Raw genomic sequence first — 22,222 nt, 5'->3', positions numbered from 1 at the left:
AGCACAGCGGGGGCCGGTTTCCCGGCCCCCGAGTTTCAGGGAGGAGACGGGATCATGCTGTCCATGGCATGGAAGATACGCCGGGGGGTTGAAACAGTCATGGCGCTGTTCCTTCTGGCAATGGTCGCGCTGACCTTCGCGGATGTGATCGGCCGCAGGATCGTCGGCAAGCCGATTTACGGCGCGAATGACATCACCGAACATCTGATGGCGCTGGTTGTTTTTGCCGGCCTGCCGCTGGTGACGGCAGCCGGGGCGCATCTGACGATCGACTTGGCGGACAAGCTTGTGAACAAGCCCTGGATGGCATGGTGGCGCGTCCTGATCGGCGCCCTTGTCACCGCGGTGCTGGCACTTGTCGCCTGGCTCTTCGTCAAGCACGGGGTGAACGCATCGCGCATTTCCGAGGTGAGCCAGGCGCTGCGTGTGCCTCGCGGCCCGCTTTACGTCTTCATGGCCGCAAGCTGCGCATTGTCCGCTCTGGCCGCGCTGGCCGTCGCCCTCACCGGGCCGATGGTCGATCCCGCAGAAACACACGAGGAGGAAGTGCTATGATCGTCGGCTCGATTGCCATGCTTGCGGCCATTTTGCTGGCCTTTCTGCGGGTTCCCCTCGCCTTTTCGCTGCTTGCCGTTTCAGTGGCCGGGATCGGATTTGCGATCAACTGGAACATCGCGCTGCAACTCTTGCCCTTGACGATTTCCGATGCGGTCCTGTCCTACGACCTGGCCGTTGTGCCGATGTTCATCCTGATGGGCAACGTGATCTCGAAGACCGGGATCGCCCATGATCTGTTCCGCGCGGCCTATGCCTTTGTCGGCAATGTGCGGGGCGGTCTGGCCCTGTCGACGATGGTCGCCTGTTCCGGGTTCTCGGCGGTTTGCGGTTCCAGCTATGCGACTGCGGCCACCATGGCCAAGGTCGCCTACCCCAGCATGAAGAAGTACAGATATTCAGACGAGCTTGCCTCGGGCACCATCGCCGCCGGTGGCACGCTGGGAATTCTGATCCCGCCGTCGATCATCATGGTGGTCTATGGCATCCTGACCCAGACCAATATCGGGGACCTGTTCATCGCGGGTGTGATCCCGGGGCTGCTCGGGCTTGCATTCTACATGATCGCGATCCGGTTCGTCGCGGCCCGCAACCCCAGCCATGCCCCACAGGGTGAAAAGACGCCCTGGCCGGAAAAACTCAGCGCTCTGTCCGGGATCTGGCCCTTTGTCCTGCTGTTCGGCCTGATCATCGGCGGCCTTTATGCCAAGCTCTTTACCCCGACCGAAGCCGCCGGCATGGGTGCGGGCCTTGCGATCCTGATTGCCACCTTTCACGGGCGGTTGAGCTGGGCGATGTTGCGCCGGGTGATCATCGACACGGCCTACACATCCGTGTCCCTCTACACGGTGCTGTTCGGGGCGCTGATGCTGTCCAAACTGCTGACCCTGTCCGGGCTTGCGGCAGGTATCCTTGCTCTTGTGCAGTCCACGGGCCTTGAGGGTTATGGCTTGATCTTCGCGATCATGCTCGTGTTTCTCGTACTGGGTTGCGTCATGGACTCGATGGCGATCATCCTGATCTTCGTGCCGCTCTTTGCGCCGATTGTCGTGGCGCAGGGGTTCGATCTGGTCTGGTTCGGGATCATCGTGATCGTCGTGACCGAAATCGCACTGGTCACGCCGCCCGTCGGCATGAATGTGTTCGTTCTCAAGGCCGTTCTGCCCGAAGTTCCGGTTGTTCGGATCTTCAAGGGTCTCGTGCCCTTTATCGCCGTCGATGTGGTGCGTCTTGCCATACTGGTCGCCTTCCCGGCGATCACGCTCTGGCTTGGAAGCACCGTCGGCTGAGGGCACGCGGCGCGCCGAATTGAAAAGCAGCGGGCGGGGGAAACCCTCGCCCGCTGCCATTGTCAGGTGGTGCCCTCAGAGGCGCAACAGGTTCGCGATGTGATCGGGCGCCTTGGGCACAATCCCGTTGGGATTGAGCGCCTTGATCGAATAGTAGCCGTGCAGGATGTGATCCATGTTCACCGTTTCCAACACGCCCGGCAGGGCGAGTATCCGCGAGACATAGGCAGACAAGCGCGGATAATCCTTGATGGAGCGGCAGTTGGTCTTGAACAGGCCATGATACGCCGCGTCGAACCGGATCAGCGTCACGAAGGCGCGAATGTCCGTCTCGGTCAGTCTGTCCCCGAACAGGTAGTCGCCGGTCAGTCGGCCCTCAAGCTCGTCCAGCATGGTGAACACGCCCTCCAGCGCCTCTTCATAGGCGGGCTGGGAGGATGCGAACCCTGCCTTGTAGACGCCGTTGTTGAGCAGGTCGTAGAGGCGGGGATTCAGAGCGTCGATTTCGGCGGCCAGTTCTGCGGGATAGAGCCGCAGGTCGGATGGGACGAGATGTTCGAATGCCATGTCGAACATGCGCAGGATGTCCGCGCTTTCGTTGTTCACCATCACGTTCAGCGCCGTGTCCCAGAGCACCGGCACGGTCGCGCGCCCGGTGAAATGGGGATCGGCCCGGGTGTAAATCTCGTGCATGAATCGCGACCCGAACAGCGGGTCCGCATCGGTGCCGGGATAGTCGCCGAAACGCCAACCCTGGTCGGTCAAGGTCGGGTTCACCACCGTCACCGGGATCATGTCATCAAGCCCCTTCAGCTTGCGCGCGATCAGCGCGCGCGACGCCCAGGGGCAGATCAGGGCCACAAAGAGCCGGTAGCGGCCGGGTTCGGCCCTGAACCCGCCCTTGCCGGTGGGTCCGGGCGCGCCGTCTGGCGTGATCCAGTTGCGAAAGCTGGAGGTCTGGCGCACGAAGCGGCCGTCCTTGTCGGCCTTTTGCACCGGCTGCCAGTTTTCAATCCATTTGCCGTCAACCAGCATGGCCAGTCCTCTCAGGTCGCGTGAAAGATGAAGGACCGCATCGACACCGATCCGAGGTCGATGGCATCGGTCATGAAAGTCAGCTCATCGCGCGCGTCTGACGCACCGGCGATTGTCAGCGCTGGCAGGTAATGATCCACGCTGGGATGTGCCGCCGTAAAGAGGGCGCCCATCCCTTCTGCATCCGCCAGCGCGCGGAAATCCCGCTCTACGAGGCGGTCAGAGAAAAGCGCATCGAAATCCTGCGCGAAGGCCAGTGGCGCGCCGTCCCGGCGCATGGCCCGCAAATTGTGGACGATATTGCCCGAACCGAGGATCAGAACGCCCCGGTCCCGCAGCTCAGACAGATCGCGACCGATCTCCAGTTGATGCTTTAGCCCCCGCCCCATGTCGATTGACACCTGAAAGACCGGAACGTCGGCTTCGGGATAGAGATATTTGAGGACAGCCCAGGCGCCGTGGTCGAGGCCCCAGGTATCGTCCCCGACGGCGCGGTGGCTGTGGAGAAGCGATATCACGTCGCGCGCCAGATCGGGTTGTCCGGGGGCCGGATACCGCTGTTGATACAGCGCCTCGGGAAACCCGTAGAAATCGTGGATCGTGCGTGGCATGGCAGAGACATCCACAAGTGTCGTGCCGTTGGTCATCCAGTGCGCAGAGACGACAAGGATCGCCTTGGGTCGCGGCAGGCTCTGACCCAAAAGCGCCCAGGACCGGCTGAACGGGCCGTCCTCTATCGCATGCATCGGGCTGCCATGCCCGAGAAAGACGACCGGCATCCGGTCAGAGGGGGCGAAACGATCCTTGAGATCTTGCAAGCTGTGTGTGCGCATGGCGGGCCGCTTTCGATTGTTGTCCGAGCGGCCTGTTGGCCGCCCGGCATTTATGGAGAGTTCAGGCGAACTGGCCCAGTGCCCTTTGCAGCGCCGGGATTTTCAGCGCGAAGGCTCCGCCCCCGAGCAATGCGATCGCCCCCTGCACCACGGCCCAGAAGACCGGGAACTCCCAGCCGCCGCCCTCGGACGAGAACAGCCAGCCGTTGCCGGAATGCACCCAGGTGGCGCCCAGAAGCACCGGGATCAGAGCCAGCGAGACAAGACGCGTGCCGATGCCGAGGATCAGGGCGATGCCGCCGACGATTTCGGCAGCGATGGTGAAATAGGCCAGAAGCCCCGGCAGGCCGAGGCTCTCGAAGAAGCCGACGGTTCCGGCGACAGTGAAGACGCTGACCTTGAGCCAGCCATGGGCGACAAAGAGGGAGCCGCTCGCGATGCGAAGGGCGAAGGCGGCATAGTCGGAGTTCGTGCGCGTGGTCATATCCGTATCCTTTCGTTGAAAGCCGTCCGGGGACAGCCTGTCTGTGAAGGAGCATACGCCTTGCAGATAACCCACAAAATGGTGAATATAGAGAATGACATTCCACGTTCTGTTCGCAATATCCAGATGGACCTTCTTGATCAGCTCCGCGCATTCGTCGCCACCGCGCAGTCCGGCTCTTTCACGGGAGCGGCAACGCAGCTGGGCATTTCGAACCGACTGACCTCGAAATATGTGGCCGAACTCGAGCAGCGCCTCGGCGTGCGGTTCTTTCAGCGCACCACCCGCAAGGTGGGCCTGACCCCGGCCGGATCGGATCTGCTGGCCCGCGCCCCTGCCCTGCTGGACGATCTCGACGACTTGCTGGCCGATGTCACGGACTCTTCGAAGGGGTTGTCAGGCGTTCTGAGGATTTCCGCGCCGATCACCTTTGGCGAAGTCTACATTGCGGGAATGCTGGCGCGGTTTGCCGAGATTCACCCCGGGATCACCATTGACCTCAGGCTGAGCGATGCCTTTAGCGACCTTGCCGCAGAGGGGATCGACCTTGCGTTTCGGATTGGTCGTTTTGACATATCCTCTCTCAAGGTCCGACGACTGGGCACGTTCGAAAGCCTGCCTGTCGCCAGCCCGGCCTATATTGCGCGGGTCGGGCGGCCCGAAACCCCAAGAGATCTCTCGGAACACAGTTGCATCATCGACACCAACCGCAAGAACCCCAAGCGTTGGGTCTTTGAGAACAGTGGCGGGGAGGTTCTGGCGCAGGTCGAAGGCCGGTTTCACGTCAATTCGGCAAGTGCCGCGATTGAGCTGGCACGCCGTGGACTTGGGATCGCCTATGTTCCGAGTTTCACCTTGCGCGGTGCGCTCGACAACGGCGACCTGGTGGGGCTTCTTGACGATTTTCTCGGGGAACGCGGTGACATCGCTGCCGTTTACCTTGAGGGCCGAACGCTGCCCCGCAAAGTGCGCGCGCTGATCGACTTTGCGGTTTCGGATTTCGGAAGTGCCCGGTCATCCTGAGATGAGGCGTGGCCTTTCACGTATGTGAAGGGCGCCCGGAACGCGCCGGTTCTGTCGCGCGGTTCTCGCATCTGGGTGAGGCGGCTGACAGCCCGGTCGCGGTCTGTCAGCTCTTTGCGGTGCCGGGATCATCCATTTGCCTGATCTCGCCGACTCTTGAAACAAACTCTTCGGCGTTGTTGGTTCTCGGATATGGCTCGGCCGGGACAGCAGCGCCAAGGAAGCTGCACAAGGGGTCCCACCCATCCTGCGACGAGAACACCAGCAGGCGCTCTGGTGGCACGCTTGCCTTGACGGCGGCCTCGTGGGCGAGAAAGCGGGCGATGAGGGTGTCTTTGGACCAGTCTTCTCCGAGGCTGAGCAAGACGGACCGGCGGGCCATCCGGAAACCGGGACGGACCGCCTCGGGCATCTCCTCGGGATTGTCCAACACATTGCGGATGGTTTTGGAAAAACTCGCATACCAGCTTTCGGCGCTGCGGGTGGTCAGGATGATTTTGGCCTCGGGGTAAACGTCGGCCAGTTCGCGCCAGAATGCCGCGACGGGCCAGTCCACCCCGGCGCGGTTGCCCTCGAACAAGGATGTCCAGTCGGGAGTGCCATCAAGCGCCGCATTCCACAGCGGCACGAGCCGGGCCTGATCCTGCGCCACTTCCCACATATGGTGGCAGGTGCCGTAGCCGAGGCGTTCGAGCGCCATTTTGAGCGAGGTTGTGCCGGTGCGGCCCCAACCGGCCCCGATGATTTCGAGCGTCATGTGTCCCTGTCCCTTATTGTGCGCGGTGTTCCCCGTGCGCAGCAGTCTAGCGTAGGATCCATGTTTGCAGGATTTTTTTTGAGGGAATGTGCACGGGCGGACAGTCGCGCGTAAGACTTTCCATAATTTCATAGCAGAAGAGGGATTGCAGATGCTCGGACGCAAGGTTGGATTTGCCCTTTTGAGGCAATGTGGATGGCTCGCGGCAACGCCGGTCGAGTTTCAGGACGCTGTGTTGCGCAATGTGAATTTCTATGAGTTCGAGAAGGGCAAGTGGATCTATCGCCCGGGCGATGCCGGCGACGGGCTCTGGGGCGTGGTCGAAGGCGGGCTGCACGTCATCTTTACCCATGGCGTGAACGGCCCGCGCGCCGGGGTCTTTGCCTCGACCGGGTTCTGGGTCGGGGAAGGCTCCATGCTTGCCCGCGAGCCGCGCACCGTCGGGCTGCGCGCAACGCGGACCACGCAGATGGTACATCTGCCCGGGCGGGCCTTTCTGTCCATTGCCGCGCAACTGCCCGACGCGTGGCGTTGGGTCGGACTGCTGACCTTTTTTCACATGGTTGGGGCTCTGGGCCTGCGCGAGGACCTCTGCCTGCGCGATCCCGAAGCCCGTGTGCTGGCCTCGTTGAACCGGATGCTCTCGCCGCATTGGGGCGGGCCCGCCATCGCCGAAGGCATCGACAACACGCCCGTCACCATCGACATCAGCCAGAGCGAGCTTGCCGAGCTCTGCAATGTCTCGCGCTCGCTTCTGGCCAACCTGCTCGCGGGGCTGAAGAAGGACGGGCTGATCGAGCCCGGCTACGGGACCATCACGGTGCTTCAGCCTGCCCGGCTCGAAGAACGATTATCCGCATTCACCTGAGCGCTGTTGCCCATACCGGGCGCGGCCTCGTCTCGACCCATGAAAACCGACAGGGGAGCACATGACCATGACACAAAACGCTGACGGGACGAGAGCGCCCGAACACAGAGCCGGACAGGCCCGTGTGAGCCGCCGTGGGTTCCTCGCGGGCGGGGCCGCCATGACCGCCGCGGCAACCCTGGGCGTGTCCCAGCGCGCCATCGCCGCTGGCGAGACCCCACCCAACATCATCTACATCATCTCTGATGATCAGGGGTGGAAGGACGTCGGTTATCACGGCTCTGACATTCTCACCCCGAACATCGACGCGCTTGCCACGGGTGGCGCGCGGCTGACCGAATTCTATGCCCAGCCCATGTGCACGCCCACACGGGCCGCGCTTATGACCGGGCGCTATCCGCTGCGCTATGGCCTGCAACTTGGCGTTATCCCGTCGGGCGGCAGCTACGGCCTGCCCACCGAGGAATACATATTGCCGCAGGCCCTGAAAGAGGCCGGGTATCGCACAGCCATGGTCGGCAAATGGCATCTTGGGCATGCCGATATAAAATACTGGCCGCGCAGCCGGGGTTTTGACAGTTTCTATGGCGCGCTGGTCGGTGAGATCGACCATTTCGAGCACGAGTCGCACGGGATCAAGGACTGGTATCGCAACGAGGAATTGATCGACGAGGACGGCTTTGCCACCACGCTCTTCGGGCAGGAAGCCGCCCGGGTTGTCGAGGCCCATGACGGCGACGCCCCGCTGTTCCTCTACCTCGCCTTCACCGCGCCTCATACCCCGTTCCAGGCGCCCGAGGAATATCTGAACCGCTATCCGAACATCGCGGACGAGCAGCGCCGGACCTATGCGGCGATGATCTCTGCCATGGATGACGAGATCGGTCGCCTGCTTGCCGTGCTCAAGGCGAAGGGCATGCGCGAGAACACCCTGATCGTGTTCCAGAGCGACAATGGCGGCGTCACCACGGCGGCCTTCGCGGGCGAGTCCGAGGTTGTTGGCAAGCTGCCCGCCGACAATGGCCCCTACCGCGACGGCAAGGGCACGACCTATGAGGGCGGCACGCTGGTGGCGGCGCTGATGAACTGGCCCGGTGTCATTCCCGCCGGAGAGGTGACCGGCATGATGCATGTGGTCGACATGCTTCCGACCCTGTCCACCGTCGCGGGCGCGTCGCTTGAAAAGAGCGCGCGGCTCGACGGGATGGATATGTGGGCAGCGATCAAGGAGAGTGGAGAGACCCCGCGCAGCACGCTTGTCTATAACGTCGATCCCGGCAGCGGCACGATCCGCGACGGCAATATGAAACTTGTCTGGGCTGCGGGACTTCCGCCGCGTGTCGAACTGTTCGATCTGTCCACCGATCCCGGCGAGACCACGAACCTCGCAGAGCAGATGCCGGGGGTCGTGGCGCGTATGCAGGGCGAGGTGTTGCAGATCGCGCGAGAGATGGTCCCGCCGATGCTTATCCCGGAGGCGATCAAGCTCACCTTCGGAACACCGCCGAATGCGGCGGAGCCGCAGCAGATCATCGTCAAATGGGACTGACACGCGGTCCGGACGCGGGAGAGCCGCAGGACGGGGCCGGTCTGTCGCCGCACGCATCGGGGCCACGGGTGCCACTGACGGATATGGTCTGTCTTGCGGGCGGTGATTTCCGCATGGGTTCGGACGATCACTATCCCGAGGAGGCCCCCACCCGGACCGTGCATGTCGAGGGGTTCGCCATTGATGTGGCGCCTGTCACGAATGATCAGTTCGCGGCTTTCGTGGCGGCGACAGGCTATGTCACGGCCGCCGAACGCCCGCCCCGCGCCGAGGATTATCCCGGCGCGCTGCCGGAGCTTTTGAAACCGGGCTCGGCGGTCTTTGTGCCGCCGGCCGCGCCGGCCCTGGCGGCAAGGTCGATGTCGTGGTGGCGCTATGTGGTCGGGGCCGATTGGCGCCATCCTTACGGTCCCGGCTCCTCTATCGAGGGGCTCGGGGATCACCCGGTCGTGCAGGTCACCCATGCCGATGCGCAGGCCTATGCGGATTGGGCCGGAAAGGCGCTGCCGACCGAGGCGGAATGGGAGTTTGCGGCGCGCGGCGGGCTGGAGGGCGCGGAATTTGCTTGGCCGGGATCGTTGACCCCCGGCGGGCGACACATGGCGAATACCTGGCAGGGGCGATTCCCCGTGGAGAACCTGCGCGAGGATGGCTATGCGCGGACCTCTCCGGTGCGGGCCTTTCCGCCCAACGGATACGGGCTTTACGACATGATCGGCAATGTCTGGGAATGGACCGCGGACTGGTATGCCGAGCCTGCAGCCACGACGACCGGCAAGGCCTGCTGCGGGCCGGGCAGCGCGGCGAAGGTCTCTCGCGAGGACAGTATTGATCCGGACGACCCCGCCCGCATGCCGCGCAAGGTGCTCAAGGGGGGGTCGCATCTCTGTGCACCGAACTATTGCCGCCGCTACCGCCCCGCTGCCCGCCAGCCCGAGGCGATCGACACCGCGACAACGCATATCGGGTTCCGCTGCGTGCTCCGGTGAGGCAGAACCCGAGGCGGCGGCGCGAGAGAGTGCCGCACGCGCCCAGCGCGGGCGGCCCGTCAGAACCGCCGCGTCAAGCCAATGATCGGCCCGTATTGGCGCATGTCATAGGAAAAGGAGCCCGAGGCGTAATCCACCCCCGTGGCACGATATCCCAGCGAGGCGGACCATGTGTCGTTGATCTGGTAGTCGAAGGCCGCCAGCACATCCCAGCTGAGGTCTGATCCGCCCGCGCCAAGCATCGCCCAAGTCTTGAGCGACCAAGTGTCCGACAGGGCAAAGGACGCCTTGACGCCGACCGTCGCGTCGACCCAGTCGGCATGGCCGGAGGCCGCCACCGGCCCCGGAGCAAGGGTGAGCGCATTGCTGAAGCGGAAATACTTGACGCCGCCGATCAGATCGACCCGCCGCGCGGGGGTCTCGTCGACCTTCCAGGTGCCGGCCAGAAGGGCGAAGGTGGCTTTGGACGTGAGATCTCCGGTGAGTGCCCCGCCCGGGCCTGCCGCCTTTGCGCTGAGCTTGACGTAATTCAATTCGCCCAGGAAACCGGCCCGGTCGCCCCGGACTTCGACAAGCCCAGCCGCCGCCATATCGACCTTGTCGAGGATCTGGTCAAAGCCCAGATCCACATCCGTGGGCGGGAGCCCGGCAAGAGCCTGGGTGCCCGTGAGGCCGGAGGCCCAGAGATAGAGGGTCGCGCGGGTCTCCAGTTCGCCTGCAACGGCTGGACCAGCAAGACCGAGGCCCAGCGCCCCGATCAGCGCGGCACGCCATGAGGGGGTGGTCATCGCCGATCTTGCAGCCATGTCGCGCGCGGCGAGGTTTTCTTGAATTCCGAGAGTGCCCACCATGCCCGACGCGATCCTTTTGCAGCCTATCTGTGCAGGCGGACCCGTTGTCTGCGCCTCGCCTGCAGAAAGACTGTGACACGCCAAAGCGTTGAAAATTGTCCGCTGCTGGACAATAGCTCGTAAAAATACCGCGGAGTCCGGGCGCTCTTGTCAGAGCGGTTTGCGCGCAGCGATGCTTGATGGACGACCGCGAAGGTGCTGTTTGCGGGGCATCGGCATCGTGCCGCCTGAGGCCGGGTGTGCAGCGGGTCAGGCCTGACCCCGCCGCCAATGCGGGTCTGCGATCAAACCCGACAGCGGCAATGCCGTGCTGCATTTGACCTGCTCCATCGCAAAGACCGAGCTGACGCTGCGCAACCGGATCCTCGACGTCAGGGTTTCGTAGAAGTGGTCAAAGGCCGGCATGTCGGGCACGACGACACGCAGCATGAAGTCATGGGTTCCGGCAAGACGATAGATGTCGCGCACCGGCTCGAGTGTCTCGGTGACGGCAAGGAATTCGGCGCGCCATTCCGTCGAATGCTCGATGGCTTCCACCATCACGAATGCGGTCAGCGACAGCCCGAGCAATTCAGGGCTCAGCAGGGCCACGCGGGCGCGGATGACGCCGGAGTCCTCATGTTTCTGGATACGCTTCCAGCAGGGCGTCTGCGACAGCCCCACCTGATCGGCGATGCGGGCGACCGGAATGGTCGTATCCCGCTGCAGGATGTCGAGGATTTTCAGGTCGATCCGGTCGAATGTCATCGCGCCCCCTCTCTGGCCCTTACAGGCCGTCACCACCGAGTCGGGACAAGGATGCCATAATTCTACAAAATGTCGATCATATTTATCGTGTTAATATGTTCGCCCTCGCATTGTGCTCAAAACCTGATAATGTTGATCTTGTTAGTCGCAGTTTCTAGAACCATTTAGGGCCGATGATCACCCACAAGACCAAGTACGCGCTCAAAGCCCTCATGGTGCTCGCCGACGAAAAGGCCGGAGAGGCCGAGGCGCTGCGTATCGAGGAGATTGCGGATCGGTCGGGCGCGCCCAAGCGATTTCTCGAACACATCCTGCTCGATCTCAAGCGTGCCGGTCTGATCGGCAGCAGGCGTGGCCGCAAGGGTGGCTACGAGATGATCAAGGAGCCGAGGCGGGTGTCGCTGGCCGAGGTTCTGCGCCTGATCGACGGGCCGATGGCCCCGCTACCCTGCCTGTCGCGCAAGGCCTACCAGCGTTGCGAGGATTGCAAGGACGAGCAGAGCTGCAGGGTGCGCGCCGTCTTTGGCGGCTTCTACGCCACTTACATCCTGATGATCGAATCGCTCACGGTTGCCGATCTGCAAGAGGATGCACGGCCGCTGGAAAGCTTTGGCTATTCGGAGCCCGGTGCCGGAGAATGATCTTCTAAAATCACGACCAAAAAGAGCGTGATTCTTCCTTTGCTAATCACGAGCAAGTCTGTCGTTATTTTGGTGTCAGGTGGCGCTGGCGGCGTTTACGGGTCGGGGTGATCCCTCCCGGACTGCCCTCCCCGCCGACCTGACACCAGAGTTCGACAGGGATCGGCAAAGGACAGACCATGTATCGCACCATTCAGATCAGCGGGCATACGCTTGCCCAGGGAACCTTCGTTCGAAGTCTCGGCGATGGCCGGATCGAGATCGACGCAGGCCACGCGCGCCTGTCCGGTCGCCCGATTGCGACCCGGAATACGAGTGAGACGGTCAATATTCAAAGCGCGTTCCGCAAGACCCTGACCGGCGGGCAACTGCGCGGCGGTCTTCTGGCCGCGGTCGCGGTGCTTGGCCTGACTTTCTCTGGGTCGGGCCCGGCTGCTGCACAGGATGGTGTCGAAATCCTCAATGTTTCCTACGATCCGACCCGCGAGTTCTATCGGGAATACAACGCGCTCTTCACCGCTTGGTGGACCGCGCAGGGCAACGCGCCCGTTTCCATCCGCCAGTCCCATGGGGGTGCCGGGGCACAGGCGCGCGCCGTGATCGACGGATTGGAAGCGACCGTCGTGACACTGGCGCTGTCGGCTGACATCGACCAGATCGCCGAGCGCACCGGCAAGATCCCCGCCGACTGGCAGTCACGGCTAGAGCACAACTCTTCGCCCTACACCTCGACCATCGTGTTCCTCGTGCGCGACGGCAACCCCAAGGGGATCGAGGACTGGGACGACCTGGTGACAGGGGATGTTCAGGTGATCACGCCCAATCCCAAGACATCGGGCGGCGCGCGGTGGAATTTCCTCGCGGCCTGGGGCTATGCCAAGCAGAAGGGGCTTGATCCAGCCGAGTTTGTCGGCGACCTCTACAAGAACGTGCCGGTGCTCGACACCGGAGCGCGGGGATCGACCACGACCTTTACCCAACGCGGCGTCGGCGACGTGCTGCTGGCCTGGGAGAACGAGGCGTTTCTTGCGCTCGAGAGCCTCGGAGAAGATGCCTTCGACATCGTCGTGCCCTCGGTCTCGATTCTGGCCGAACCGCCTGTGACGCTGGTCGATGGCAACATCACCTCGGACGCGCAGCGTGCGGCGGCAGAAGCCTATCTGGAACATCTTTACAGCGCGCAAGCGCAGGCGCTGGCGCTGAAGCACTTTTACCGCGCCTGGGACACCTCGGCGGCAGCCCCCGAGGACGTGGCGCGCTTTCCAGAAGTGAACTTCGTCACGGTCGAGGATTTTGGCGGATGGCCCGAGGTTCAGCCCAAGTTTTTCGGCGACGGCGGCATCTTTGACCAGATCTACGAGGAGTGAGACATGAGGGCGGGTATTCTGCGCTCGCCCTCACCCCTGCCGGGGTTTGGGCTGAGCTTTGGGATCATGGTGACGGTGCTGTCGATCGTGGTCCTGCTTCCCATCGGCGCGTTGCTGGGGCGTGGCTTGATGATTGGCCCGGGTGACGTGTGGGACATGGTCAATTCCCGCCGGATCTGGTCGGCGCTGACGCTCTCGTTCCGCGCGGCGCTGATTGCGTCACTGTTCAATCTGGTCTTCGGACTTTTGCTGGCCTGGGTGCTGGTGCGCTACCGCTTCTGGGGAAGGCGCCTTGTCGACGCAGCAGTGGACCTGCCCTTTGCCCTGCCGACGGCTGTTGCGGGCATCGCGCTCAGCGCGCTCTACGCGCCGAACGGCGTCTTCGGGCAGGCGCTGGCACCGCTTGGGATCACGGTTGCCTATACCGAACTGGGCATCTGGGTCGCGCTCGTCTTCATCGGGTTTCCCTTTGTCGTGCGCACCGTGCAGCCGGTGATCGAGGAACTGGAACCGGACCTCGAAGAGGTCAGCGCCACGCTCGGCGCCCGCCGCATGTATACCCTACGCCGGGTGATCCTGCCGACGCTGACGCCTGCGCTGCTGACCGGATTTGCCCTCGCGCTCGCGCGGTCGGTCGGCGAATACGGCTCGGTCATCTTTATCGCGGGCAACATCCCGAACCTGACCGAGATCGCGCCGCTGCTGATCGTGATCCGGCTCGAGGAATACAATTACGACGCGGCTGCCGCGATCGGGATCGCCATGCTGGTCATCTCCTTTGCCATGCTGCTTGTCATCAACATCATCCAGACCTGGAGCAGACGGAGGATCGGTCTTGTCTGACAACACGCTGTCCCGCCCTGTGCCCGTCACGACCGAACCGCCGGTCGCGCGCGCCGCCCTGATCGGTCTCGCCATCCTGTTCGTGGCGCTCTTTCTCTTTGCGCCGCTCGTCACGGTCTTTGCGGAGGCACTGGCCGAGGGCTGGCGCGGGGTACGCGCGGCCTTGTCGCTGCCCGACGCACGGGCGGCGATCGGCATGACGCTGACCATCGCCGCCATCGCCGTGCCTTTGAACGCGGTCTTCGGCATCGCGGCCGCCTGGGCGATCGCGAAATTCGACTTTACGGGAAAGGCGTTCCTCATCACGCTGATCGACCTGCCATTCTCGGTCTCGCCGGTCGTCGCGGGCCTGATGCTGGTGCTGCTGTTCGGGGCGAACTCCACGCTCGGGGGATGGTTTATCGCCAACGACATGCCCATCGTCTTTGCCTATCCGGGCATCCTGTTGGCCACACTCTTCGTAACCTTTCCCTTTGTCGCGCGCGAGCTCATCCCGGTGATGATCGAACAGGGCCCCGCCGAGGAAGAGGCGGCGCTGACGCTGGGGGCGAGCGGATGGCGCACCTTCTTTACCGTCACGCTGCCCAACATCCGCTGGGCGCTGCTCTATGGCGTGCTTTTGTGCAATGCGCGGGCCATGGGCGAGTTCGGCGCGGTCGCCGTTGTATCGGGCAAGATCCGGGGCGAGACGGCGACGATGCCCACCATGGTCGAGATGTTCTACAACGAGTACCTATCGGTCGCGGCCTTCTCGCTGGCCGCCGTGCTGGCGATGCTGGCGCTGCTGACCCTTCTGCTGAAATCCCTGCTCGAATGGCGCCATGCGGACCTGCTGGCAGCCACGCGGCGTCATTGAGAAAGGACATTGCCATGAACATCGAGATCGAAGACCTGGCCAAGGAATTCGGCACCACGCGGGCGCTGCACCCGGTGTCGCTGTTCATCCCGTCGGGGGCATTGGTGGCGCTGCTCGGGCCGTCGGGGTCGGGCAAGACCACGTTGTTGCGCGTCCTCGGCGGTCTGGAATTCCCGACCTCGGGCCGGGTGCTTTTTGGCGGACAGGACGCCACCGACCTGTCGGTGCAGGAACGGCGGGCGGGCTTCGTCTTTCAGTCCTACGCGCTCTTCAAGCACATGACGGTGTTCGAGAACATCGCCTATGGCCTGCGCGCCAGGCCGCGCAAGGAGCGCCCGACCGAGGTCGAGATCGGGCGTCGGGTGGACCGGCTTCTCGACCTGATCCAGCTTCCCGACATCGGCCCCCGCTATCCCAATCAGCTCTCGGGTGGGCAGCGACAGCGGGTGGCACTGGCCCGCGCGCTTGCCATCGAGCCGCGGATGCTGCTGCTCGACGAACCTTTTGGCGCGCTCGACGCCAAGGTGCGCAAGGAATTGCGGCAGGGATTGCGCGAGATCCACGATCGCACCGGCCTGACCACCGTGTTCGTGACCCACGATCAGGAGGAGGCAATGGAACTGGCCGATCTCGTCGTCGTCATGTCGATGGGGCGCATCGAGCAGGTGGGCAAACCCGCCGACATACGCGCAAAGCCCGCCAGCGATTTCGTGCGCGAATTTACAGCCGCCTGACACCGGCTTGGCCGGTGTGGCGCGGGAGTCCACCGCGGTTTCTGCGCCGCGTGGGGCGTGAACCCGGTTGCGTGGTCAGCTTGGCAGCAAGAAGCGAGCGGATGTCCGCCGATCAGGCGCGACTTGGCCCGTCAGGCAGATGGACCTCAACGCCGCAGGCCGACCGACCTTGGAACCAACAGGTTGGACATGACATTCTGCCAAATCCAGCCAACACGTTAACCTCTGGTGAGGACATCTTCGCCTCTGATTGATGCAATCGACATGACTTTGGCCCGTCGCGATGCCCTTTTAGGCGGGTGTGCACCCTGTCAGATCTGGACCGCAATCGACGGGACCGCGTCCCGTTTCCGGAGATGTGGTGGCAAAAAATCGCTGAAATTATAGCAGTTTTTTGGGATACTGGCGCAGAGTTCCCTCGATTCAGGCGGTTTTTGTGTTTATTGGCAGGATCATGTTGCACCTGCAGAAAAATTCCATTTTCACTGTGGGCGAAATGTTTACGTCGTAATTTGACTCTAAATTTAGTTTGATCGTAAGGACGGAAGGGAAAATGGCGTTGTCAGACCGTAAGATGCCATTCTGGGACGCTGTGACCGCGGCTCAGGAGCACGCACTGTCAGGAGACAAGGATCGCGCGATCGACGCCTTGATGGCGGCGCGGCGCGCGGCGGTCGAGAGCGGCGGGCATCTTTCCGAAGAGCGCACGGCATTGCTGCGTGCGCTCTTCAGGACCATCGCCCCGGGCCACGAAGATCTGCCGGAGGACCCGCCCAGCATGCCCCCGGCCGTGCAGCGGATCGTGGTCAGCGGCATCGGGCGTTCGGGGACAACGCTGATTTATCAGCAACTCGCCAAACTCTTGCTGCTTGCCGACCGTCGGGTGAATTTCCGCTATGAGCCCTATCTGTGGAACATCCGCAGCCCCGAGGCCAAGGGCAATCCCTTTGACATGTCGCAATTGCACCATTTCGGATTGATGGTGCATACCGGCGTGCCGCTGTTTCTTGAGGGCGGGCATCCGTTGCATGATCCGTTTGCCGATCACCTCTTCGACGCCCCTTGGGACCGCAACCCGCAGCAAGCACCGGACGCGCATCTGACCAAGGTGATCCGCGGCTCGGGGCGTCTGCGCAGCTATCTTGCGCGCTTTCCCGATCTGCGGATCGTCGCCTGCCTGCGCAACCCGGTCGACACGATCAATTCCAGCCTCGGCATGTTTTCGTTCTTCGGCGAGGAATTTCACCCCGATGACCGGCCCCGGTTCCGCGATGAGCTGGCTGCGCGCGGCGCGGATGTGACCCGCCTCGGCCAGCCGGATCTGAGCATCGAGTGGTATGCGCAGTGGTGGCAGGCCTTTACCGAAGAGACCCTCGCGGTGGCGCAGGACTATCCCGAGAATGTCTTTGCCTTCTGTTACGAGGCCTTTCAGGAGACGCCCGAAGCCATGCTCGAGGCGCTGATGGATTTCGTGGGCCTGCGCAATCTTGGCATGTTCATGGGGCTGAGCAAACCCGCGGGCCCGACCATCAAGGCCACCAGCCTGACCCAGCACGACATCCGCGTTCTCGCACCGCAGATCAACTATTACACCGATCAGGTGCTGGTGCCGCGCCTCGGCGCGCAGACCGCGCTCGCGCGTACGAAAAAGACCGTCTCGCGGTATCTGGGCGGGCGCTTTTCCTTTCCTCTCGCCGGCAGCGACCTGGGGCGCAAATGCCCGATCCAGTTGCGCGGCATGATGCTCAACGGGGCCAGCAGCCCGTTCCTGTCACTGGCGAAGCGGCCTGCCCATCCGGTCGCGCTCGCGGAGGTGATCGCCCAGCATCACGAGGGAGACCCGGAGGATCTGTGCAAACCCGCCGAGACCGTGGACGCGATCAAGGGCGGCAAGCGGTTCGGTGCCGTGATCACCTGCCACAACAACCAGAGCACCGTCGCCGACGCGGTCCTGTCCTGCCTGAACCAGACCCTGCCCTTTGACGAGATCGTCGTGGTCGATGACCGCTCGACCGACAATTCAAGGCAGATTCTGGGCGAGTTGGAAGCGCGCTACAGCAGCGTGCGCGTGCTTGCCCTGCCGTCCAATCTCGGCCCCTCGGCGGCCCGCGATCTCGGGATCCGGGAGCTGACGACGGATTTCTGGACCCAGCTCGATGGCGACGATCTCTATTGGCCGAGCAAGAACGCTCAGGAGGCTGCCGCCCTCGCCGGAGACGAAAGCGCGGTCGCCTTCAGCGATATCCTGCTGGTGCGGCCCGGCCAGAGCTTTGTCCAGAGTGTCTCCGCCTACAACGGCCGGACCGGCCCCGAGGCATGGGCGGCCCTGATGGCGCGCACCCCACAGATCCCGCGCGACATGACCCTGTCGCGCAAGCTCTATTTCGAGGCGGGTGGCTATGACATGACCCGTCATCTTTACGAGGACTGGGAACTCAAGCTGCGGCTCGCGGCGCGCAGCCGGACGTGGATTCGCGCACGCGGCACGGCTGGCACCGTCTATAACCGCCTGAGCCCGGGATTGTCCGGGGTCGAGGACGGGCGTCATGCCCGGGCACTGTCGCAGACTTTCCTGTCCGCTCTTGCGCAGGCAAACGCACCGAAAGATGCGCTCCTGCCGGCGTATGACGCGATGATTGGCCGGTTCGCAGAGCGCAATATTGCTGTCCGCAGCCGCCATGCACTTGAGACCTTTATCGCGCGGGGATTGGATCTGGCGCGTCTCGCCGAGCATGTTTCGCGCAGGGATACCTGCGCCATGGACAATGCGGACTACTCCCTCGCTCTGGACAAGTTTGTTGCAGAAAACCTGCGAGAGGAAGTCACCGCATGATCCGTTTTTCGGTCATCACCATTGTGCGCAACGATGCCCCCGGCGTGATCCGCACCTTGCAGAGCGTCTTTGCCCAGACATATGGCAATTTCGAGATCATCGTGCAGGACGGGGCCTCGACCGACCACATCTCCGATGTGTTGCGAGGGTTCGGCAGTTTGATCGACAGCCTGACGATCGAGCCCGATGGCGGCATCTACGACGCGATGAACCGGGCGCTGCGACGGGCCACGGGCGATTACTGCATCTTCATGAACGCGGCGGATTTCTTTGTCGACAATGGCGTTCTGGGTCGCGTCGCCGAGAGGATCAATCCCCAGACGGACGACATCTGGTCAGGCAAGGCGCTCAGCGACGAGACGGGGAATGTGCACAATTATAGGCCCCCTGATCAGTTCTGGGCAGGGTCCACGTTCGACCACCAGGCCGCTTTCATTCGCACAAACCTGATGCAGGCACTGGAATATGACACGCGGTACAAGATTTCGGGCGACCTGCATTTCTTCACCCGCGCCCGCCAGCAAGGCGCGCGGTTCACCTATGACGACATGGTCATTGCCCGCAAACCCTTCGCGGTCGGGGCCTCTTCGGATTTCACCGACCGCCTCAAGGATCGGCTCGACATGCTGGAAGAGGCCTGGGGCGACCAATATCCGGTGCGGGACCTGATCACGCGGGAATTGCGTTTCAACACGGGGCGCACCTTCGATCTTGGCCAGTCCCTGATCGAGCATATGTCACTGGATGAGCTCCTGGCCGAACGCGAACGCTGGACACGAGTACTGTAACACAATCCAAGAGAATTCAGCACAACAAGTCTTGCATTTTGTCAGCGTGGATTGGCTACGAAGAACAGGGCGTCTTCGACAGAGAGAACTGCGACTTTCTTGCGGTCTAAGTCAAGGCCAAAGCCTTGAATTCAGAACCAATTATTAGTTCTGGTTTCCGCTTTGCTATAGTTGAACTTTTGCTCGATTCTCTCTAAAAAAGTCTAAAAGAGCCTTCTTTTGTGCCAATCAGACGAAAGCCGAGCATTAAGAAGAACAGCGTTTAAGCGCGCGGCACCAGCGCACACTTAGCTCTTGCACCTAGGCAGCGAGCAGTTTTGATCGACATTGGTGTGTTGCGACAACTGAAACCGGAGTCGACGATGACAAATCCATATGAAAAGCTGCCCCAGAAGTCTTTTTGGCGGCCCGCCATCGCGGACCGGAACATGCTCGAGATAAGCGAGCTTTGGCAGCCCAAGATCACGATTAGCCAAGATAATACCATCGCCACTGCGGGGTCATGCTTTGCTCAACACATAAGCCGTGCATTGATGCGCAATGGTTTCTCATGGCTGGACTCTGAACCCGCTCCAGCGGGAATTCCCTCAGAAATAGCAAGAGACTACGGATATGGCGTATTCTCGTTCCGAACCGGAAACATCTATACAGCTGCGGCGTTGCGTCAGTGGGTTGAAGCAGCCTTTGATGTAACACCTTTGTCGAATGAGATATGGGAGTCAAACGGTCGATATTATGACCCGCTTCGCCCAGCGATTGAACCGAATGGCTTTTCGAGTGCTGAGGAATGCCGTGCCCTTCGGCAACACACGCTGAGCGCAATGCGAAAGACCTTTAGCGAAGTTAACCTTTTTGTTTTTACCTTGGGATTGACGGAATGCTGGAAGAACAAAGAGACTGGTTTCACATATGCTGCGTGTCCAGGAACTCTAGCAGGTACTTTTGACACCCGCTTTCACGTTTTTCACAATCAGACCTACAATGAAATCCTGCAAGACATTGAGGCTGCATTTGACCTCATCAGGCGTCACAATAAGGGCGTTAAATTCCTATTGACCGTTTCGCCAGTACCGCTTGTCGCCACGGCGGACAAGCACCACGTGCTAGTATCCACGACATATTCAAAGTCGGTTCTTCGTGCGGTAGCCGGAGATCTCGAATCCGTATTTGAGGATGTCGAGTATTTTCCATCATACGAGATCATCAGCACCCACCCCTTTCGTGGTAGTTTTTTCATGCCGAACCAGCGCGAAGTCTCGACTGCAGGGGTTGATTTCGTTATGCGGCACTTCTTTGCTGGTCTGAAGCTAAGCGGGGTGGATCAACTGGAATCATCAAAAGATTGCCCGAAGGAGGCCCCTCTGCAACGCAATTTTGAAGAAATTGATGACATTCGCTGCGAGGAAGCGTTGCTGGAGGCATTCAGCAAATGAAAGGGTTGATACTTGGCAACTCACATGTTGCCGCTTTACGTGCGGCGTTCTCTAGGAACCAACGTCTCGATTTAGATTTTTTTGCGATACCTGGCGGCGTAGGTCCTAGGATCCGCATTGATCAAGGGCGGTTATTTTCCGATCAGAAACTTGCGGCTGTTCATAGCAACATTGGCAATGCGGAAGTCGATGGGTTAGACTTATCTTGTTATGACTATGTGCTTGTGGCGAGCCTTGGCGTCGCTGCCGTCCGAGCAGACTTCTCACACCCTTACCGCCAATTTGTCGTTGCTGGATTAGGCGTGCCGCTTGATCCGGATGCGATGCCACTGTCCGCCGATATGGTGGAAATCGCCACAACTGCTAACATTAGGCAGCAGGCTGGAATAAAGGCGGTCCGTCAACTTGCAGATGCTTTTGCGGGTCAGATTGTTTGCGCGACACGCCCACTACCTGCCGTCGCGAAGTTAGAGGCAGACAACCCTCTCGTTAATATATACGGTGACAAAATCCTTTCATTCCTTCGGTGGCACGCGGAGACGCAACCTAGGATTATTCGCACAATTTTGGATGAAATCAGTTCGGATATCACGATGTTGGACACTCCGAACCCAACGTGGGTCAAGGCAGGCTCCACGCCTGTAGAGTACTGCATGGCCAACGATGCTTGGCATATGAATGCTGACTACGGAGATATTGTCCTTGAACAGCTTTGCGATGCCCTAAAGTAATTTTCCAGTCCGACATTATTGGATCAGGGTTCATAGGGACATGTGTCGCCGAATACCACGGCGCCTCACCTGCCGGTCCGGGACGGATATTTCGATTTCATATTCGCGGGGTCCGTCTTTACGCATATCAAGGATATGAGCGCGGCCTGGGGGCTTGAGCTGGCACGGTGCCTGTCGCCCGATGGATTGGCGATACTGACAATCACCTCGGAGAGAAGCCTTCCAGCCCTGGCCAAGGTTGCCGCGGCCGATGTGCAGAAGGCAAAGAAGGTTCCCCAATTTGTCGTCGAAAACAATGTCGACGAGGCCTATCTTCGCAAGCGTGGTTTCGTCACGTTGCAGTCTTCCCCCTGGCAACTGGCGGCCCTGTATCACACAGATTTCTTCATACGCAGAATGTCGCTGGGCTTTGAATGCGTCGGCATCATCGACAATCTCAAAGGGTATCAGACCGGCATGGTGCTTCGACGCAGGGACTGACGGCAGTTACATCTCGGATGCAACACCTGCCGCGCCTATGGGGCGCAATCGCCTTATTCATTGGCACCGCTCTCCTGACCGGCGGGCGATAATCCGGTCTCGGGCGAGCGTGCGGCGCTTCATCTCTGGTCCTCCCGGTTGGGCCAGAGGCTACCTCAAACTGGATCGGGCCGAGGGGACAAAGCCAACACCGAAGGCATGGTCGCCCCGCCCGGATCATGATTTCATTCCAGTTTTACCTTGATAACACGCGCCCGATTGGGGATACCTCTGGTGATTTATTGCGGGGTTGAGACGACATCCTATGATTACTCCGGTTCTTCTTTGTGGCGGGTCTGGCACGCGGCTTTGGCCTCTGTCGCGCAAGTCCTATCCGAAACAATTCGTGGCACTTTTGGGCGATGTGACACTGTTCCAGGCCTCGGCGCAGCGGTTGTCGGGGCCGGATTTTGCCGCCCCCATGGTGCTGACCAATGCCGATTTCCGCTTTATCGTGGGCGAGCAACTGGACGATATCGGGATCACGCCGGGGGCGG

Annotated in this window: 23 protein-coding genes; 17 read left to right on the top strand and 6 right to left on the bottom strand. The window is 61.5% G+C overall.

Going from position 1 to position 22,222, the window contains the following annotated elements:
• Nucleotides 1-99 precede the first annotated feature (99 nt).
• Nucleotides 100-555 (top strand): TRAP transporter small permease, encoded by a 456-nt coding sequence (locus MVC20_RS08350; RefSeq protein WP_297540286.1) that lies wholly within the window; start codon nucleotides 100-102, stop codon nucleotides 553-555.
• The gene (locus tag MVC20_RS08345; protein WP_297540284.1) at nucleotides 552-1,844 is read left to right on the top strand and encodes a TRAP transporter large permease; all 1,293 of its coding nucleotides are present in this window, start codon (nucleotides 552-554) and stop codon (nucleotides 1,842-1,844) included. The genes MVC20_RS08350 and MVC20_RS08345 overlap by 4 nt, the downstream gene beginning before the upstream one ends.
• 75 nt (nucleotides 1,845-1,919) lie before the next feature.
• Here the strand turns inward: MVC20_RS08345 and MVC20_RS08340 are convergent, their stop codons facing one another.
• The 3 genes from MVC20_RS08340 to MVC20_RS08330 form a co-directional block, all read right to left on the bottom strand.
• Nucleotides 1,920-2,879, bottom strand: a complete 960-nt coding sequence (locus tag MVC20_RS08340; protein ID WP_297540282.1) for a glutathione S-transferase C-terminal domain-containing protein — start codon at nucleotides 2,877-2,879, stop codon at nucleotides 1,920-1,922.
• 11 nt (nucleotides 2,880-2,890) lie between these two features.
• Nucleotides 2,891-3,712 (bottom strand): 4,5-DOPA dioxygenase extradiol, encoded by an 822-nt coding sequence (gene ygiD / locus MVC20_RS08335; protein ID WP_297540280.1) that lies wholly within the window; start codon nucleotides 3,710-3,712, stop codon nucleotides 2,891-2,893.
• A 61-nt stretch (nucleotides 3,713-3,773) separates the two neighbouring features.
• A complete protein-coding gene (locus MVC20_RS08330) occupies nucleotides 3,774-4,196 on the bottom strand; it encodes a DoxX family protein (protein WP_297540278.1) in 423 nt (140 codons plus the stop codon).
• 126 nt (nucleotides 4,197-4,322) lie between these two features.
• Here MVC20_RS08330 and MVC20_RS08325 point away from each other — a divergent pair, with 126 nt between their 5' ends.
• A complete protein-coding gene (locus MVC20_RS08325) occupies nucleotides 4,323-5,219 on the top strand; it encodes a LysR family transcriptional regulator (RefSeq protein ID WP_297540277.1) in 897 nt (298 codons plus the stop codon).
• 106 nt (nucleotides 5,220-5,325) lie between these two features.
• On the opposite strand, the gene MVC20_RS08320 is transcribed toward MVC20_RS08325, so the two are convergent.
• A complete protein-coding gene (locus MVC20_RS08320; protein ID WP_297540276.1) occupies nucleotides 5,326-5,976 on the bottom strand; it encodes a sulfotransferase family protein in 651 nt (216 codons plus the stop codon).
• A gap of 151 nt (nucleotides 5,977-6,127) precedes the next feature.
• Between MVC20_RS08320 and MVC20_RS08315 the strand changes: the two genes are divergently transcribed.
• The 3 genes from MVC20_RS08315 (at nucleotide 6,128) to MVC20_RS08305 (ending at nucleotide 9,382) form a co-directional block, all read left to right on the top strand.
• The gene (locus MVC20_RS08315) at nucleotides 6,128-6,844 is read left to right on the top strand and encodes a Crp/Fnr family transcriptional regulator (protein WP_297540273.1); all 717 of its coding nucleotides are present in this window, start codon (nucleotides 6,128-6,130) and stop codon (nucleotides 6,842-6,844) included.
• A 61-nt stretch (nucleotides 6,845-6,905) separates the two neighbouring features.
• Nucleotides 6,906-8,393: a sulfatase-like hydrolase/transferase gene (locus MVC20_RS08310; RefSeq protein ID WP_297540271.1), complete on the top strand. Its 1,488-nt coding sequence runs from the start codon at nucleotides 6,906-6,908 to the stop codon at nucleotides 8,391-8,393.
• Nucleotides 8,384-9,382, top strand: coding sequence for a formylglycine-generating enzyme family protein (locus tag MVC20_RS08305; RefSeq protein WP_297540269.1), 999 nt, complete (start codon nucleotides 8,384-8,386; stop codon nucleotides 9,380-9,382). The genes MVC20_RS08310 and MVC20_RS08305 overlap by 10 nt, the downstream gene beginning before the upstream one ends.
• A 59-nt stretch (nucleotides 9,383-9,441) precedes the next feature.
• Here the strand turns inward: MVC20_RS08305 and MVC20_RS08300 are convergent, their stop codons facing one another.
• Both MVC20_RS08300 and MVC20_RS08295 read right to left on the bottom strand, forming a co-directional pair.
• Nucleotides 9,442-10,188: a hypothetical protein gene (locus MVC20_RS08300; protein ID WP_297540267.1), complete on the bottom strand. Its 747-nt coding sequence runs from the start codon at nucleotides 10,186-10,188 to the stop codon at nucleotides 9,442-9,444.
• Between the two features lie 294 nt (nucleotides 10,189-10,482).
• Nucleotides 10,483-10,980 carry an Lrp/AsnC family transcriptional regulator gene (locus MVC20_RS08295; protein ID WP_297540265.1) on the bottom strand — a complete coding sequence of 166 codons (498 nt, stop codon included), beginning with the start codon at nucleotides 10,978-10,980 and terminating at the stop codon, nucleotides 10,483-10,485.
• A 173-nt stretch (nucleotides 10,981-11,153) separates the two neighbouring features.
• On the opposite strand from MVC20_RS08295, the gene MVC20_RS08290 reads away from it, so the two are divergent.
• The 11 genes from MVC20_RS08290 to MVC20_RS08240 all read left to right on the top strand — a co-directional run.
• Nucleotides 11,154-11,621: an Rrf2 family transcriptional regulator gene (locus tag MVC20_RS08290; protein WP_297540263.1), complete on the top strand. Its 468-nt coding sequence runs from the start codon at nucleotides 11,154-11,156 to the stop codon at nucleotides 11,619-11,621.
• A 179-nt stretch (nucleotides 11,622-11,800) separates the two neighbouring features.
• Complete coding sequence (locus MVC20_RS08285) at nucleotides 11,801-12,988, top strand: sulfate ABC transporter substrate-binding protein (protein WP_297540261.1); 1,188 nt, start codon at nucleotides 11,801-11,803, stop codon at nucleotides 12,986-12,988.
• Between the two features lie 3 nt (nucleotides 12,989-12,991).
• The gene (gene cysT, locus MVC20_RS08280; protein ID WP_297540259.1) at nucleotides 12,992-13,831 is read left to right on the top strand and encodes a sulfate ABC transporter permease subunit CysT; all 840 of its coding nucleotides are present in this window, start codon (nucleotides 12,992-12,994) and stop codon (nucleotides 13,829-13,831) included.
• Nucleotides 13,832-13,838: 7 nt separating this feature from the next.
• Nucleotides 13,839-14,687: a sulfate ABC transporter permease subunit CysW gene (gene cysW / locus MVC20_RS08275; RefSeq protein ID WP_297541418.1), complete on the top strand. Its 849-nt coding sequence runs from the start codon at nucleotides 13,839-13,841 to the stop codon at nucleotides 14,685-14,687.
• 14 nt (nucleotides 14,688-14,701) lie between these two features.
• Complete coding sequence (cysA, locus tag MVC20_RS08270) at nucleotides 14,702-15,421, top strand: sulfate ABC transporter ATP-binding protein (RefSeq protein ID WP_297540257.1); 720 nt, start codon at nucleotides 14,702-14,704, stop codon at nucleotides 15,419-15,421.
• A gap of 574 nt (nucleotides 15,422-15,995) precedes the next feature.
• Nucleotides 15,996-18,254, top strand: coding sequence for a glycosyltransferase (locus MVC20_RS08265; RefSeq protein WP_297540255.1), 2,259 nt, complete (start codon nucleotides 15,996-15,998; stop codon nucleotides 18,252-18,254).
• Nucleotides 18,251-19,042, top strand: a complete 792-nt coding sequence (locus MVC20_RS08260) for a glycosyltransferase family 2 protein (protein WP_297540253.1) — start codon at nucleotides 18,251-18,253, stop codon at nucleotides 19,040-19,042. The genes MVC20_RS08265 and MVC20_RS08260 overlap by 4 nt, the downstream gene beginning before the upstream one ends.
• Before the next feature lie 362 nt (nucleotides 19,043-19,404).
• A complete protein-coding gene (locus tag MVC20_RS08255) occupies nucleotides 19,405-20,475 on the top strand; it encodes a GSCFA domain-containing protein (protein ID WP_297540251.1) in 1,071 nt (356 codons plus the stop codon).
• Nucleotides 20,472-21,206 carry a hypothetical protein gene (locus MVC20_RS08250; RefSeq protein ID WP_297540249.1) on the top strand — a complete coding sequence of 245 codons (735 nt, stop codon included), beginning with the start codon at nucleotides 20,472-20,474 and terminating at the stop codon, nucleotides 21,204-21,206. Before MVC20_RS08255 ends, MVC20_RS08250 begins: the two co-directional genes overlap by 4 nt.
• A 42-nt stretch (nucleotides 21,207-21,248) precedes the next feature.
• Nucleotides 21,249-21,686, top strand: coding sequence for a methyltransferase domain-containing protein (locus tag MVC20_RS08245; RefSeq protein ID WP_297540247.1), 438 nt, complete (start codon nucleotides 21,249-21,251; stop codon nucleotides 21,684-21,686).
• 304 nt (nucleotides 21,687-21,990) lie between these two features.
• On the top strand, nucleotides 21,991-22,222 hold a 232-nt coding region (locus tag MVC20_RS08240; RefSeq protein WP_297540245.1), incomplete at its 3' end, for a sugar phosphate nucleotidyltransferase.

This window comes from Roseovarius sp. (genome assembly GCF_027019125.1).
Taxonomy (GTDB): domain Bacteria; phylum Pseudomonadota; class Alphaproteobacteria; order Rhodobacterales; family Rhodobacteraceae; genus Roseovarius.
Note: the sequence above shows the minus strand (reverse complement) of the source record. Positions and strands in the feature narration are given on the sequence as shown.

What these genes read in the sequence shown, in the direction of transcription:
- MVC20_RS08305 (WP_297540269.1), top strand. Translation starts at nt 8,384, where the DNA reads ATGGGACTGACACGCGGTCCGGACGCGGGAGAGCCGCAGGACGGGGCC.
- MVC20_RS08255 (WP_297540251.1), top strand. Translation starts at nt 19,405, where the DNA reads ATGACAAATCCATATGAAAAGCTGCCCCAGAAGTCTTTTTGGCGGCCC.
- MVC20_RS08315 (WP_297540273.1), top strand. Translation starts at nt 6,128, where the DNA reads ATGCTCGGACGCAAGGTTGGATTTGCCCTTTTGAGGCAATGTGGATGG.
- MVC20_RS08350 (WP_297540286.1), top strand. Translation starts at nt 100, where the DNA reads ATGGCGCTGTTCCTTCTGGCAATGGTCGCGCTGACCTTCGCGGATGTG.
- ygiD (WP_297540280.1), bottom strand. Translation starts at nt 3,712, where the DNA reads ATGCGCACACACAGCTTGCAAGATCTCAAGGATCGTTTCGCCCCCTCT.
- MVC20_RS08285 (WP_297540261.1), top strand. Translation starts at nt 11,801, where the DNA reads ATGTATCGCACCATTCAGATCAGCGGGCATACGCTTGCCCAGGGAACC.
- MVC20_RS08295 (WP_297540265.1), bottom strand. Translation starts at nt 10,980, where the DNA reads ATGACATTCGACCGGATCGACCTGAAAATCCTCGACATCCTGCAGCGG.
- MVC20_RS08290 (WP_297540263.1), top strand. Translation starts at nt 11,154, where the DNA reads ATGATCACCCACAAGACCAAGTACGCGCTCAAAGCCCTCATGGTGCTC.
- MVC20_RS08265 (WP_297540255.1), top strand. Translation starts at nt 15,996, where the DNA reads ATGCCATTCTGGGACGCTGTGACCGCGGCTCAGGAGCACGCACTGTCA.
- MVC20_RS08320 (WP_297540276.1), bottom strand. Translation starts at nt 5,976, where the DNA reads ATGACGCTCGAAATCATCGGGGCCGGTTGGGGCCGCACCGGCACAACC.
- MVC20_RS08250 (WP_297540249.1), top strand. Translation starts at nt 20,472, where the DNA reads ATGAAAGGGTTGATACTTGGCAACTCACATGTTGCCGCTTTACGTGCG.
- cysA (WP_297540257.1), top strand. Translation starts at nt 14,702, where the DNA reads ATGAACATCGAGATCGAAGACCTGGCCAAGGAATTCGGCACCACGCGG.
- MVC20_RS08340 (WP_297540282.1), bottom strand. Translation starts at nt 2,879, where the DNA reads ATGCTGGTTGACGGCAAATGGATTGAAAACTGGCAGCCGGTGCAAAAG.
- MVC20_RS08330 (WP_297540278.1), bottom strand. Translation starts at nt 4,196, where the DNA reads ATGACCACGCGCACGAACTCCGACTATGCCGCCTTCGCCCTTCGCATC.
- cysT (WP_297540259.1), top strand. Translation starts at nt 12,992, where the DNA reads ATGAGGGCGGGTATTCTGCGCTCGCCCTCACCCCTGCCGGGGTTTGGG.
- MVC20_RS08300 (WP_297540267.1), bottom strand. Translation starts at nt 10,188, where the DNA reads ATGGCTGCAAGATCGGCGATGACCACCCCCTCATGGCGTGCCGCGCTG.
- MVC20_RS08345 (WP_297540284.1), top strand. Translation starts at nt 552, where the DNA reads ATGATCGTCGGCTCGATTGCCATGCTTGCGGCCATTTTGCTGGCCTTT.
- MVC20_RS08260 (WP_297540253.1), top strand. Translation starts at nt 18,251, where the DNA reads ATGATCCGTTTTTCGGTCATCACCATTGTGCGCAACGATGCCCCCGGC.
- MVC20_RS08325 (WP_297540277.1), top strand. Translation starts at nt 4,323, where the DNA reads ATGGACCTTCTTGATCAGCTCCGCGCATTCGTCGCCACCGCGCAGTCC.
- MVC20_RS08310 (WP_297540271.1), top strand. Translation starts at nt 6,906, where the DNA reads ATGACCATGACACAAAACGCTGACGGGACGAGAGCGCCCGAACACAGA.